Source organism: Litchfieldella anticariensis FP35 = DSM 16096, from assembly GCF_000409775.1.
Lineage (GTDB): Bacteria > Pseudomonadota > Gammaproteobacteria > Pseudomonadales > Halomonadaceae > Litchfieldella > Litchfieldella anticariensis.
Genome location: NZ_KE332377.1, coordinates 1,352,902 through 1,366,249, shown reverse-complemented (window position 1 = coordinate 1,366,249; position 13,348 = coordinate 1,352,902). Strand labels below are relative to the sequence as shown.

At 56.9% G+C, this 13,348-nt stretch carries 11 protein-coding genes; 7 read left to right on the top strand and 4 right to left on the bottom strand.

The features are described 5' to 3' along the window. The first annotated feature begins 60 nt into the window (after positions 1-60). Positions 61-1,404, top strand: coding sequence for an IS1182 family transposase (locus L861_RS06320; protein ID WP_035567512.1), 1,344 nt, complete (start codon positions 61-63; stop codon positions 1,402-1,404). Positions 1,405-1,639: 235 nt separating this feature from the next. Here L861_RS06320 and L861_RS06315 read toward each other — a convergent pair whose 3' ends face one another. Next, entirely contained in the window at positions 1,640-2,434 is a 795-nt protein-coding gene (locus L861_RS06315) for a 2OG-Fe dioxygenase family protein (protein WP_016415742.1), read from the bottom strand. Between the two features lie 380 nt (positions 2,435-2,814). Between L861_RS06315 and L861_RS06310 the strand changes: the two genes are divergently transcribed. From L861_RS06310 to L861_RS06295, 4 genes are all read left to right on the top strand, one after another. Next, complete coding sequence (locus tag L861_RS06310; protein WP_016415741.1) at positions 2,815-4,749, top strand: putative bifunctional diguanylate cyclase/phosphodiesterase; 1,935 nt, start codon at positions 2,815-2,817, stop codon at positions 4,747-4,749. Between the two features lie 108 nt (positions 4,750-4,857). Next, entirely contained in the window at positions 4,858-6,138 is a 1,281-nt protein-coding gene (locus tag L861_RS06305; RefSeq protein WP_016415740.1) for an MATE family efflux transporter, read from the top strand. A 165-nt stretch (positions 6,139-6,303) separates the two neighbouring features. Then, the gene (locus tag L861_RS06300) at positions 6,304-7,563 is read left to right on the top strand and encodes a D-amino acid dehydrogenase (protein ID WP_016415739.1); all 1,260 of its coding nucleotides are present in this window, start codon (positions 6,304-6,306) and stop codon (positions 7,561-7,563) included. 475 nt (positions 7,564-8,038) lie between these two features. Further along, on the top strand, positions 8,039-8,374 hold the full coding sequence (locus L861_RS06295; RefSeq protein ID WP_016415736.1) for a hypothetical protein: 336 nt from the start codon (positions 8,039-8,041) through the stop codon (positions 8,372-8,374). A gap of 112 nt (positions 8,375-8,486) precedes the next feature. Here L861_RS06295 and L861_RS06290 read toward each other — a convergent pair whose 3' ends face one another. The 3 genes from L861_RS06290 to phhA are packed head-to-tail and all read right to left on the bottom strand — an operon-like array spanning position 8,487 to position 10,880. Continuing rightward, positions 8,487-9,674 (bottom strand): amino acid aminotransferase, encoded by a 1,188-nt coding sequence (locus tag L861_RS06290; RefSeq protein WP_016415735.1) that lies wholly within the window; start codon positions 9,672-9,674, stop codon positions 8,487-8,489. Position 9,675: 1 nt separating this feature from the next. After that, entirely contained in the window at positions 9,676-10,014 is a 339-nt protein-coding gene (locus tag L861_RS06285) for a 4a-hydroxytetrahydrobiopterin dehydratase (RefSeq protein WP_016415734.1), read from the bottom strand. Between the two features lie 56 nt (positions 10,015-10,070). After that, positions 10,071-10,880 carry a phenylalanine 4-monooxygenase gene (gene phhA, locus L861_RS06280; RefSeq protein WP_016415733.1) on the bottom strand — a complete coding sequence of 270 codons (810 nt, stop codon included), beginning with the start codon at positions 10,878-10,880 and terminating at the stop codon, positions 10,071-10,073. Between the two features lie 259 nt (positions 10,881-11,139). Here phhA and L861_RS06275 point away from each other — a divergent pair, with 259 nt between their 5' ends. Together L861_RS06275 and L861_RS06270 are read left to right on the top strand one after the other, a co-directional pair. Continuing rightward, the gene (locus L861_RS06275; RefSeq protein WP_016415732.1) at positions 11,140-12,702 is read left to right on the top strand and encodes a sigma-54-dependent transcriptional regulator; all 1,563 of its coding nucleotides are present in this window, start codon (positions 11,140-11,142) and stop codon (positions 12,700-12,702) included. A gap of 1 nt (position 12,703) precedes the next feature. Then, entirely contained in the window at positions 12,704-13,315 is a 612-nt protein-coding gene (locus L861_RS06270) for a hypothetical protein (protein ID WP_016415731.1), read from the top strand. Positions 13,316-13,348 lie beyond the last annotated feature (33 nt).

Sequence of the window (13,348 nt, the reverse complement as noted above, 5' to 3'; positions counted from 1 at the left end):
TGGCCGCAGATTGCTGACAAAGTCCTGGCCCTTCGGCCAGGACTTTGTTGTTATTAGGGAATGCTAAAAGATCCCGGTCCTACCCAACACGAGCTGGAGATGGTCACGCTGGAAGAGCTGGTGCCTTCCGATCATCTGCTCCGGCGCATCGATGCCATCATCGACTTCTCCTTTATCCGCGACGAGACCCGTCACTTGTACTGCGAGGACAACGGTCGCCCCGCGCTGGATCCCGTTCTCCTGTTCAAGGCGCTGTTCATCGGCTACCTGTTCGGCATTCGCAGCGAGCGCCAGCTCGTCCGCGAGCTTCAGGTGAACGTGGCCTATCGCTGGTTCCTGGGCTTGCGTCTGACCGACAAGGTGCCGGACGCCTCGACCTTCAGCCAGAACCGGCGCCGGCGGTTCCGTGACAGCGATATCGCGCAGCGACTGTTCGATCATGTGGTGGAGCAGGCGATGCAACAGGGCCTGGTGGGCGGTCGTGTCCTGTACACCGACAGCACCCACATCAAGGCCAATGCCAATCGCCGTCGTTTCACGATGCAGGAGGTGGAGACGACACCGCAGGCCTATCTGGCAGAGCTGGAAGAGGCGGTGGTCGCCGATCGGGAGGCTCACGGAAAAAAGCCGCTGCCGCCTCGTCGAGAGGCGGAACCCGAGCCCACCGCCAAGAAGATCAGTGATACCGATCCCGACAGCGGCTACATGGTGCGGGAGGGCAAGCCCAAGGGGTTTTTCTACCTGGATCACCGAACGGTGGATGGCAGGCACGCCATCATCACCGATGTGCACATCACGCCCGCGAGCGTGCACGACAGCGTGCCCTACCTGGAGCGGCTGGATCGCCAACGCCGACGCTTTGGATTCGATTTGGCCGCCGTTGGGGTGGACGCCGGTTACTTTACCGCCGCGATTTGCCAAGGGTTGGAGAAGCGCCAACTTTACGGTGTGATCGGTTATTGTCGGCCCAGCAAGCCGAAAGGCATGATGCCGAAACGCCTCTTCGTGTATGACGCCGATCAGGACGGTTACCGCTGTCCAGAAGGCCAGACTCGATCTTTCCGTACAGAAACAGGGGAAGGCTATCGTCATTACCACTCGGACCCGGTCTGGTGCCGGGAGTGCCCACGCCTAGCGACTTGCACACGCAATCAACACTACCGCAAGACGGTGACTCGCCACGTCTGGGAAGACGCCAAGGAGCGGGTGGGGAGCCGCCGGCTGGAGCCGGTAGGCAAACGAATTTACGAGCGCCGCAAGGAGACGGTGGAGCGCAGCTTCGCAGATGCCAAGCAACTCCATGGGTACCGCTATGCTCGCATGCGGGGAATCGCTGGAATGCGAGAGCAGGCCTTGCTCTGTGCGGCAGCGCAGAACCTCAAGAAAATGGCCTTGGCGGCCTGAGAGGGGCCCGGTCGTCGAATTTTCCTTCCAGCGACACCTTCAGGAAGCCCCATACTCGCTTGAGAGCGCCATTTTCTGCCTCTCGAGAGATAAATCGTGTTGTAGCGCTCCCTTCCGTCGCGAGCAAAGAACGCGAGCGTAGAAACACAAACCCCGCAAAAAATGCGGGGTTCGTCAGCAGTCTGCGGCCAGCAATTGCTGGCCGGTTTTACTTTCAGCTTTGTCAGATATGCCCTCAGAACACCTCGTTGAGCACGGCATCGGGGAAATGACGCCGTAGCATGCGATTCTGGAAGCCATCCACGAAACAACTGTTGATGATGATGATGAAACGCTCGAAAGGCTGGTCCTGCTCTTCCTGGCTCATGACACCCGCTGAGTGAAAGAGCTTGTCATCGCGAATGTGCAGGATTTCACCAGGCTTCAAAATCCGCTCATCCAGCGTTTGGGTACCCGCTTTATCGGCATATAGATGGCTTGAGGCGCCGCTGACGTTCTCGCGGTTGATCACCAGAATGCTCAGATACTTACAGCCATCGGCATGAATGCCTTGTCCCTGCAGTGGGTCATGCTGGCCCTTGCCGCGAACGCCGGTGATCTGCATCAGGATTGGCTCTTTCGGCCCGATTCCCCATAGTTTGGCCCAGGCACGCACGAATGCCTTGACGTCGCGACGTTCGACGAACGCTGGATCCAACCCCTCGTAGTAACGGAGTTTGTCCGCCATGCTTTCAGCATCATTGAACATCCCACCTTGCGCCATGGGACAGTCGCCCATGACCTGTACATCATCGTCGTCGGTAAGATTGAGCCATGACATCCGCTTCCAGCGTCGATTGACGTAGGGGTCGCGGGGGAGATCGGCGAGAAAGCCCTGCCAGGCCTCCAGATCGATGTGCTGCCGAATGTCCGCCTGACTCCAGTTTTGGGTTGCCAGTTCGCTGTGCACCCGTGGTGTCCAGTAGCCATGGTCGATATCGAAGGCCATGGTGGAGACGTCGTAACCGTGCTTGAGACTTTCATGTTTCATGACATTTTCCTCTTGGATTAACTCTCAACCGAATGGCTGAAAGCGGCTTTACAGGAGCAACATAGAAAAGAATGAAAATCAATGAAAAGAAATGTCAACAAATGTATCTTTTTGCTGATGGGTATGATTCCTGAAACGGTCTATGTTGTATGGAGGTGTCATACTCATTGGTGGCAAGAATCTGATAGCAGGGATATGTCCCACGTCATTGCAAAGTCTGGGAGCCCAAGACTTTGCAATGACGTGCGTCAGAGAGGAGAAGAGAGCGGTAAGATGCATTAGCACCGGCAACTGGGGCTTTGAGACACTGATGTGTAAAATGGCCTCACAAAAAAGAGTCGAGTGAGACGATGCCGGCAGGGAACTCACAAGAGGTACGCATGGTCGACAGAGAGCTCGTGAAGCGTACGGTCGCGTGGCTCGCCATGTCGATAACGGCTAGTGTGTTGATGGCGTGGTGGCTGATCTCCACACTGCCGTCGTGGATGGCGATTCTGCCGGCCGGTGGTACGCTATTGTCCATACTGGTCACATGGCATCTCTGGTCGCAGCGCAACGATTCCGCTGGTCGCCCCGTGATTGGCGAATTGCAGGTTGCCCAACGTCGCCATAGTGAGAGCGAACAGCGCTTTCGTGCCTTATTGGAAAGCCTGCCAAAGGTGGCTGTGCAGGGTTATGATCGCTATCGACGAGTGATTTACTGGAATGAGGCCAGCGCAAAGCTCTACGGTTATTTACCGGATGAAGCCCAGGGTAGATTGCTGGAGGATCTGATCATTCCCGATGCCATGCGTGAGGGGGTGATCAGTGCCCATCATGCATGGGTCAAGCGTGGGGTGGAGATTCCCGCAGGCGAGCTAGAGCTCAAGCACAAGAGCGGCGCGTCGGTGGCCGTGTTCTCGCATCACGTGATGCTGGGCGAGCATACTCAAGATCCGTTGATGTTCTGTGTCGATGTCGATCTTTCCGTACAGAAACAGGCTCGACGCGATCTCGATTTCGTGACTCGTTTCGATAGCTTGACTCATCTGCCTAACCGTCGCACCTTCGAAGCCGAGCTTGAGGACTCCCTCGACAAATGCCGGCTTCAGCGAGAATGCGTGGCGGTCATCTTTATCGACCTGGATCAATTCGCCGAGATCAACGATGCCCAAGGCTATGAGCAGGGCGATGCGCTGTTGTCCCAAGTAGCCAAACGGCTTCGTCATTGCCAGCGGGGTGCCGATTTATTGTCGCGTTTCGGCAGCGATGAATTCGCCATGGCCTTCCCCTATTTGCGTAGCACTGATGATGTGCTGCAATTGATCGACAAGGTGATCGATGTCTTCGCCGCTCCCTTCCAGTTGGGGGCTCGTGAGCTGCATGTCACGGCCAGCCTAGGGGTCAGTCTGTTTCCCGATAACGGCACCACCGCCCGCGAATTGATCCATAATGCCGACGTTGCGAAGAATCGAGCCAAGCTTTCAGGGCCCAACCGGTACTGGTTCTTCGAGCAGCAGATTCACGACGAACTGGTTCGCCAGCATCAACTAGCCGAGCGATTGCAGCATGCACTGCGTCGTGGTGAGCTAGCGCTTTATTATCAGCCCCAGGTGGCGGCCAGAAGCGGTCGTATCGAAAATCTCGAGGCGCTCATACGCTGGTTTCCTTCTACGGGAGGAGTGGTGTCGCCCAGCGAGTTCATTCCGGTGGCTGAGCGCTCCAATCTGATTCACCGCCTAGGGGAATGGGTCGTGCGTGAAGCCTGTCGCCAACAAGCGCAGTGGAAGGCGGCTGGGCTGGGGGATTATCGTATCGACATCAACTTATCCGGCAGGCAGGTAGCGAATCTCGAGGTGTTCGAGCATCTTGAAGCCTGCATGCAAGAGTTTCAGTTGTCACCTCGAGAGATAGGCATCGAACTTACTGAGAACGTGTTGATACAGGCGGACGAGCGTGTGCTCGACGTGCTGCGGCGGCTGTATCACCGTGGTATGAAGATCGCCATCGACGATTTCGGTACCGGCTACTCGTCCCTGAGCTATCTGAAGTTGTTCCCGGTCACGGCACTGAAGATCGACCGCTCTTTCGTACGCGATGCCCCTCACGATCCCAGTGATCGCGCCATCATGGCTGCCACCGTCTTCATTGGCCATCGGCTGGGTCTGGAAGTGGTTGCTGAAGGCGTAGAAGAGGAAGAACAGCTCGAACTGGTATGCGAAATGGGTTGTGATCTGGTGCAAGGCTATTACCATTTCAAGCCGATGAGTGCTGCGGACACCCAGAAACTGCTGAGCGGACTGGTCACTGTCGCCACCGATATTCGGAATAGCTGACGACACTCACGTACAATAAGCCTCCTGAATCTGACGGGAGACATCGTGTCGCTATCTGTTCCTGCCTCTCGAACGCTTGGCGGTCAGCTATGGCGCCAGACGTGGCCAATGGCCATTGGCGTCTTGTCGTTGCTGGGCTTCCAACTCGTCGATAGTGCCTTCATTGCGCGTCTGGGTACGACGCCGCTGGCAGCGCAATCCTTCACGTTTCCCTTATCGTTCCTGATCATTGGCGTTCAGGTCGGTATGGGTATCGCCATCGCAGCTCTGATCTCTCGAACCTTGGGGGCGAATGATCTGGCGCGGGCCCGACGTCTGGGTGGTCTGGTGTTATCGGCTGGAGCCATCACCATTGGCGTGTTGGCGTTGATTCTGTGGGTGGCACATCGACCATTGTTTCTTCGCCTGGGTGCCGATGACGCTACCTTGGTGCTGATTCGCAACTATTGGGCGCCACAACTGCTGGCCGCTTGGCTGGGAGCCAATCTGTATTTTGGCTATAGCCTATTTCGTGCCCATGGCGACACTCGCTTGCCGGGTAAGCTGATGGTGATGACTAGTCTGGTCAATCTGCTGCTCGATCCTCTATTGATCTTCGGTATTGGCCCCTGGCCGGGGTTGGGACTGGCCGGCGCTGCCTGGGCCACGGTGCTGGCTTTTTTCACCGGCCTGACGATTTTGGGCTCGCGCTTGAAAGCCACCGATTGGTTGGCACGACATGGCTTGGTCGAAGAGGCTAAACGTTCGGCGCTACCCTTCGCCGGTATCGCCGGGCCAGCAATGATTGGCCAACTAATGCCACCGCTGGCTGCCATGTTGGCGATCAGCATCGTCGCGACGCTGGGTGAAACGACAGTTGCAGCCTGGGGGCTGGCAAGCCGTTTGGAAACGGTTTCCCTGATGGTGGTGCTGGCCTTGACCATGTCGTTGCCGCCTTGGCTGGGGCGTTGCTATGGGGCGAGGGATTGGGCTCAGGTCGAGCGTTTGATGCACTTGGCGTTCCGAGTGGTGCTTGTTTGGCAACTGGCGATCGGTGTGGCGTTGGCTGCCGCTGCGCCCTGGGTGGCGTTGGCCTTGTCGGGGCATCCGGAAGTGCGCAATGAACTGGCGATACTGATGCGCTTCATGCTGCCGAGTTATGCCCTGCTGGGGATCTGCATGCTGGTGGTATCGGCTGGCAATGCGTTGGGTTGGCCGCTGGGGGCAATGCTGATGTCGGGCGTGCGGCTGTTCGTCTGTTATCTGCCGTGTCTATGGTTGGGTGCACAATTGGCGGGAGTAACGGGATTGGCGGCTGGTGCAGCGATAGGTAACGCGCTGGCTGGTACCTTGGCCTGGCAGCTCTATCGACGAGGGATATGTTCCGCAAGACTTAAGGTGGTTGAATAAGCTTTTTTATGAGATTTATTTAAAAATAAATCATGTATATGGCTATTAATTTGATTTAATTGCCTGCTTTTATATAGAAATTCAGAATAATTTTATCCTTCTCCTCTTTATACTGCGAGCATTGTCCGCGGCCTCGCGACAACGATCAACAAAAGGGGGAAGGCAATGAAGGTACTGGTTCTCGGTAGTGGGGTGGTAGGTGTCACCAGCGCATACTATCTGGCGCGGCAGGGGTATGAGGTCACCGTCGTTGATCGTCAGTCCAGCCCTGCCATGGAAACCAGTTATGGTAATGCCGGCCAGGTATCTTTTGGTTTCTCCTCTCCGTGGGCGGCACCGGGCATTCCCCAGAAGGCAGTCAAGTGGATGTTTCAGGAACATGCACCGCTGAAGATCCAGCCCAGGATGGACCCTACTATGGCGCGCTTCATGATGCAGATGTTTGGCAATTGCACTGCCGAGCGTTATGCCGTCAACAAGGAGCGCATGGTGCGCATCGCCGAGTACAGCCGCTCGTGTATCAATGCGCTGCGTGAAGAAACAGGGATCCGTTACGAGGACCGCCAGCGTGGTCTGTTGCAGCTATTCCGTTACGACAGTCAGGTTGCAGCGGCAGGCAAGGACATGAAGGTTCTCGAACAGTGTGGGGTGCGCCATAAGCTGCTCGATGCCAAGGAGATCCAGGAGGTCGAGCCGGCATTGGCTCGGGTGCCCGGCAAGTTCGTTGGCGGTCTGCATCTGCCTGACGACCAGACTGGTGACTGCTACCTGTTTACCAACCGTCTGGCCGACTATTGCCATGAGCATTTAGGAGTGAATTTTCGCTTCGGTGTCGATATCCAGCGCCTCGAGTGCAGTGGCGGGCGTATCGAATCCGTGGTGACCAGCGCAGGCAAGATGTTTGCCGACGCTTATGTGGTGTGCATGGGTAGCTTCTCCAAGTTCCTGGTCAAGGATTTGGATATCCGGCTGCCGATCTATCCCGTCAAGGGGTACAGTCTGACTGTACCGGTGACCGACGACGGTGGTGCACCCCAATCGACGGTAATGGACGAGACTTTCAAGGTGGCGATCTCGCGCTTCGACAACCGGATTCGGGTGGGAGGAACCGCTGAGTTGGCTTCCTATGACTTGAGTCTGCTGGAGAAACGCCGGGCAACCATCAGCATGGTGGTGCGCGATGTGTTTCCGGAAGGTGGCGATGTCGAAAAAGCCGAATTCTGGACTGGCCTGCGCCCCATGACACCGGATTCCACCCCGATCATCGGTGCGACCAAGTTCGATAATCTGTGGCTCAATACTGGTCATGGCACCCTGGGGTGGACCATGAGTTGTGGCAGTGGCCATCTGTTGGCCGACCTGATGGCTGGGCGCCGTCCCGAGATAGATCCCAGCGGATTGGATGTGACGCGCTACGTGGCCTGATGGTTTTGGTGATTCCGAAAGGATCGTCTACTTTTTGCGACAGTATAATCTATTGATCTTTATCGATTTGTTATTCGCTTTATTCTAAATGTCGGCACTGTGCAACAGATCGGTGTGCGTCGATTGTCCTTATTCCGTGGAAAGAAAACGCTGTTCGACTATATGGTGCTGTTTTAATGGGAAGTTTTATGAGGCTGGCATGCTATTCGCTATGTTCAGGACAGGAGCGAAGCTGGCCGATGCGCAGGAGGCGCATCATCAAGGGATGGCAAGATGCTTCAGGGAGGGAGATCTGCAGTCCGGGTAGGGTGGGTCGCCGAACCGGTCAAGGACAAGGGAAACCACGAGGCTTCGCTTCACCAAGGATGTCGCCAGCCCAAGGATGGGTATTGGTCGACGAAACGGGAAGCTTGATCGGCCGCTATTGGGAATTCACTGACCGCGGTTTGATCAACGCGGGATCCATGGAGGCTCCATGAATCTGAAGGCACTTGGCTTGAGCGTCGCCGTCGTGGCGCTGGCATCGGTCGGCGCGGTGGTTTACTACCATGAGCGAGAGGCGCAGGCACCGGTCGTGGCAGCTGAGATCGAAGACGAAATGCTGGTTGCTGTCACCACGCAAGGGGGCCTGGTCTCTGGTGAAATCGAGGCTATACACGCTGGCACTTCCATGAAGGGCGAGACGGCAATGGCACAAGAAGGTCAGCATGGCAATGCGCTATATGGAACCTCGATCGAAGGCAATGCTGAAGTCGTGCCCGGCAGTGATATCGAGGAGGTGAGTGCCAAAGTGGCAGAGGCTACGAAGTAGGGTATAGATGGATTGAGATTGGACCACCGAGGCCCCATCCATTGCTGGATGGGGCCTCGGCTTTAGGGGGCAGTTCAGACGTCCGGATATATGGCCTGCCTTGGGATTCGCCTCAGTTCACTGCGGCGATGGCCTTGGCGACGTAGGGCAGATTGTCGCTGGCCAGACCCGCAACGTTGGCACGCCCCGAACGCACCATATAAATGCCGAATTCGTCACGCAGACGGTCGACCTGTTCCGGCTTCAGGCCGGTGTAGGAGAACATGCCACGTTGCTCGCCAACACAGGCATATTTCTTGTCCAGACCGTAAGGTGTCAACGATTCGACGAAATCTCGCCGCAAACCATTGATACGGTCGCGCATCTCGGTGAGCTCCTCACGCCACATTGCTGCCAGTTCCGCGGATTCGAGAATCTCGGTGACGATAGCCGCGCCATGGGCGGGTGGGTTGGAGTAGTTCTCACGCGCAACGATCGCCATCTGCGAGCGAACGTTCTCCATTTGCTCGTTGTTCTTGGCCACCACGATCATGCAGCCGGTGCGTTCACGATAGAGGCCAAAGTTCTTCGAGCAGGAACTGGTGATCAGCACTTCGTCGAGGTTTTCGGCTAGCAGGCGAACGCCGAAGGCATCCTCGTCGAGGCCATCGCCAAAGCCCTGGTAGGCAAAATCGACCAAGGGCAACAATTCACGCTCCTGCACCACTTGCAGCACGTCTTGCCACTGTTCCCGTGACAGGTCGAAGCCCGACGGGTTATGGCAGCAGGCATGCAGCACCACCACATCGCCCACCGGGATCTGTTTGAGGGCGTCGAGCATGCCGGCAAAATCCAGGCGGTTCTCGGCGTCGACGTAAGGGTACTTGCTGATCTTCAGACCAGCGGCCTCGAAGATGCCCAAGTGGTTTGGCCAAGTAGGGTCACTGACCCAGATACCTTTACCGGGCAACTGGGTGTGGATGAAATCCGCCGCCAAGCGCAATGCACCGGTACCGCCGGGTGATTGGGTGGCACTGGCGCGGCCCGCAGCCAGGACCGGAGAATCTTCGCCCAACACCATGGGTAGGATCACCCTGCCATAGCGTGGGTCGCCATGAGAGCCGATATAGCTCTTGGTAGTCTCGTTCTTCAGCAGCAGCGCCTCGGCCTCCTTGACGGCCCGCATGATCGGCGTGGTGCCCTTGGCATCCCGGTAGACACCCACTCCCAAGTCGACCTTGTTGGGATTGGTGTCCTTGTTGAAGGCCTCTATCAGCCCGAGGATGGCATCCCCGGGCACCCGCTGAATCTGCTCGAACATTTTACGCTGCTACCTCGTCGGTTCTGGCTGCCAGGATGAAGTCGTTCTTGTGCAGGCCCTTCATCTCGTGCGACCACCACGTGACGGTAACCTTGCCCCATTCGGTGAGTAGTGCCGGATGGTGGCCGGCTTCCTCAGCGATATCGCCGACGTCGTTGGTGAACGCCAGGGCCTGCTTGAAGTTGCGGAACTTGAATACTCGCTCCAGTTGCATGATGCCATCGCGCTCGACGATCTGCCACTCGGGAATCTGCTTCTTGTACTCTTCGATTTCAGCCTCCGTCACGTGTGGGGCATCCCAGCTGCAAGCTTCGCACTGCTGTTGTGAAAGATTGCTCATTGAGGTCTCCATATGTATGAAGTCAGGTAATGAAAAGTGTGTGAAAACAAGAGTATTCAGGCGTTGGCGGCTTTTGGTTCGGACGGCTTGGGCGGGAACTTGGGCGGATACAGCCCCAGTTCCATAGCTTGATGCACCAGGGCCATGATGTCCTGCCTAGAAAGGTCGTGCAGGGTATGCAGGCCGTCAAGCACGTAGTAGAGCGGCTGCAGGATGTCGATGCGGTAGGGGGTGCGCATCGCATCGAGCGGATCGAAGGGGTAATGCTCGGGGACGTCGGACAGTGCGTACAATGTCTCCTTGGGCGAGGAGATGATGCCGCCGCCATAGATGCGTCGACCTTCCGGGGTATCCACCAGCCCGAACTCCACGGTCATCCAGTACAGCCTGGCCAGGTAGACACGCTCCTGTTTGCTTGCTGCCAGTCCCAACTTGCCGTAAGTGGCGGTGAATTCGGCGAAGTCGTGGTTAGTGAGCATCGGGCAATGACCGAAGAGCTCGTGAAAGATGTCCGGCTCCTGCAGGTAGTCAAGCTCTTCCGGAGTACGAATGAAGGTGGCTACCGGAAAGCGACGACTTGCCAGCAGTTCGAAGAAGGTATCGAAAGGAATCAGCGCTGGTACCTGTGCGGTCTGCCAGCCGGTGGAATCGAGGAGTACACGATCCACGTCAGCGAGCTGGGGGATACGATCGTGGGGCAGAGCGAGGCGCTCCAGACCATCGATGTATTCCTGGCATACACGCCCTCCAATGATTGCCGTCTGGCGCTCCATCAGGGTTTTCCAGGTAGCGTGCTCTTGGTCGCTGTAGGCAATGTAGCCATTGGCATCAGGCATTCGCGCCTGGTAGTTGGTTGATTTGGCCATACGAGCCTCCCTGGATGTTGTGATTGTCGAAAGAACAAAGGGAATGCTCATCAGCATAGAGTGGGTTGGTGGTCGCAACAGTACTCTTATCGCCTCACTGGAAGAGGAAGGTGTGTCGAAGCTGTAAAGTTTTCTATACGCTAAATGTAGCTTAGGAACCATAAGGGCGGAAGAAGGGGAGATTCGTGATTGAGATGAAAAACTCTGTCACGCTATCTTTACAGTCAAGTCACGTCCTTTTGACGGAAAAGAATTCGACATGCGCCTCAAGTTTCATTGCCAGAATAGAATCGGCATTCTGCGGGACATCGTTTCTCACTTCGCCGATTACGGTGTCAATGTCGCTCGCGGAGAAGTCGGCGGAGACCATGGCAATACTATCTATCTCCATTTGCCGCACCTGCTCAACGCCCAGCTAGCGACTCTGCGCCCAACGCTGGAGGCTATTCCCGGCGTATTCAGTGTCAGGCGCGTCAGCCTGATGCCCAGCGAACGGCGCCATCTGGAGCTCGATGCCCTGTTGTCATCGCTCTCGGATCCAGTGATGTCGATCGACATGGAAGGCCATATCGTTGCTGCCAATCGCGCCGCGGGACAGATGCTGGGGGTACGTATCGATGAAGTGCCAGGGCTATCGTTGGATCGTTATCTCCATGACCTCGACTTGCCTGAACTGATACGCCGCAACAATGCACGAGTGAATGGGCTGCGCCTGAAACTCAAGGAGGCCACCTACCTGGCGGATATCGCGCCTCTGCATAGCGAGAATGATGACGATGTCGCCTCGTTGGCAGGGGCAGTGGTAACCCTGCACCGTGCCGACCGCATCGGCGAGCGCATCTATCATGTACAACGCCAGGAATTACGTGGTTTCGAGGCAATCTTCCAATCGAGCCCACGGCTAGCCACATTGATTCGTGAAGCTCGACGCATGGCCCCCTTGGATGCGCCGCTGTTGATCGAGGGGGAAACCGGGACCGGCAAGGAGCTGTTAGCACGCGCTTGCCATCTGGCCAGTTCAAGAGGCCAGGCGCCATTCATGGCGCTCAACTGCGCCGGTCTGCCGGAGTCGATGGCCGAGACCGAGTTGTTTGGCTATGCCCCCGGGGCATTCGAAGGTGCACGCCCGGAAGGCAAACTGGGCTTGCTGGAACTCACCGCTGGCGGCACCATCTTTCTCGACGAAGTCGGTGAGATGAGCCCGAGATTGCAGGTCAAGCTACTGCGCTTCCTACAGGATGGTGGCTTTCGTCGCGTGGGTAGTGACGAGGAAACCTTTTTGGACGTGCGGGTGATCTGTGCCACTCAGCAGGATCTGCCGGCGTTGTGTACCGCCGGCCGCTTCCGCCAGGATCTCTATCATCGCCTGAACGTGCTTTCGCTGCAGGTACCACCGCTGCGCGACTGCCTGGATGGTATCGAGGAACTGGCCAACCACTTCATCGATCGTGCCTCGCGCCAGATCGGTTGTTCCATGCCTCGGCTTTCTCCTGCGGCGCTGGCGCGGCTTTCTTCCTACCATTGGCCTGGTAACGTGCGTCAACTCGAGAATGTGTTGTTCCAGGCAGTATCGTTGTGCGAGGGAGGGGCTATCGAACCGTCGCATCTACGTTTGCCTGATGTAGGACCGACACCGGGGTTGGCCGGCATCGATCTGGATGGTGGATTGGCTGATATTCTTGGCGAGGTGGAGAAGCGCGTGCTCGCTGCACTCTATCCTCAATATCCTTCCAGCCGACTCTTGGCACGGCGGTTGGGTGTTTCTCACACCACTGTCGCCAACAAGCTCAAGCGCCACGGGATAGGCGAGGAGGCATCCTGATATGCCAGTGGGGCATCGCATACCGCTATGGCTCAAGCTCGCCTTCACCGCTTGGATTCTCGGTTGGGCACCGACCTATGTCGTGATGCTCGGTCATCAGAACTTCTTCTGGCTGTGTAATCTGGCCAACTTCCTCATTCTGGTGGGCCTGTGGACCGAGAACCGACGCTTGCTGTCGATGCAACTGCTATCGGTATTGTTGGTAGGCATGCTGTGGGCGGTGGATGTAGGGATCGCCTGGTTGACCGGTATACACCCCATTGGCGGTACCGAGTACATGTTCAATCCAGAGCACCCTCCCGTGACACGGGTGCTATCGCTCTATCATCTGATCCTGCCGCTGGTAGCGAGCTTTGCCGTATGGCGGCTTGGATTCGACCGACGTGCCATCTTCTGGCAGACCGCTTTGACCTGGTTGGTGATCCCCTTGACTTATCTCTTCACCGATCCCGAGCGCAATATCAACTGGGTGCATGGCCCTTTTGGCCAGCCTCAGGATAGCCTTGACCCATTGTTCTACCTGGCTGGTCTGATGCTGTTATGGCCACTAGCCATCTTTTTGCCGGTTCACCTCCTGATGCTTGGCCTGCAGCGTTGGCGTCATATGGCCTAAGCTGTGATAGGCGCAAAGCCACCCGTCAGGGGT

Bases quoted from the DNA above. Each gene is read 5' to 3' on its own strand.
- L861_RS06320 (WP_035567512.1), top strand. From the start codon at position 61: ATGCTAAAAGATCCCGGTCCTACCCAACACGAGCTGGAGATGGTCACG.
- L861_RS06315 (WP_016415742.1), bottom strand. From the start codon at position 2,434: ATGAAACATGAAAGTCTCAAGCACGGTTACGACGTCTCCACCATGGCC.
- L861_RS06310 (WP_016415741.1), top strand. From the start codon at position 2,815: ATGGTCGACAGAGAGCTCGTGAAGCGTACGGTCGCGTGGCTCGCCATG.
- L861_RS06305 (WP_016415740.1), top strand. From the start codon at position 4,858: ATGGCCATTGGCGTCTTGTCGTTGCTGGGCTTCCAACTCGTCGATAGT.
- L861_RS06300 (WP_016415739.1), top strand. From the start codon at position 6,304: ATGAAGGTACTGGTTCTCGGTAGTGGGGTGGTAGGTGTCACCAGCGCA.
- L861_RS06295 (WP_016415736.1), top strand. From the start codon at position 8,039: ATGAATCTGAAGGCACTTGGCTTGAGCGTCGCCGTCGTGGCGCTGGCA.
- L861_RS06290 (WP_016415735.1), bottom strand. From the start codon at position 9,674: ATGTTCGAGCAGATTCAGCGGGTGCCCGGGGATGCCATCCTCGGGCTG.
- L861_RS06285 (WP_016415734.1), bottom strand. From the start codon at position 10,014: ATGAGCAATCTTTCACAACAGCAGTGCGAAGCTTGCAGCTGGGATGCC.
- phhA (WP_016415733.1), bottom strand. From the start codon at position 10,880: ATGGCCAAATCAACCAACTACCAGGCGCGAATGCCTGATGCCAATGGC.
- L861_RS06275 (WP_016415732.1), top strand. From the start codon at position 11,140: ATGCGCCTCAAGTTTCATTGCCAGAATAGAATCGGCATTCTGCGGGAC.
- L861_RS06270 (WP_016415731.1), top strand. From the start codon at position 12,704: ATGCCAGTGGGGCATCGCATACCGCTATGGCTCAAGCTCGCCTTCACC.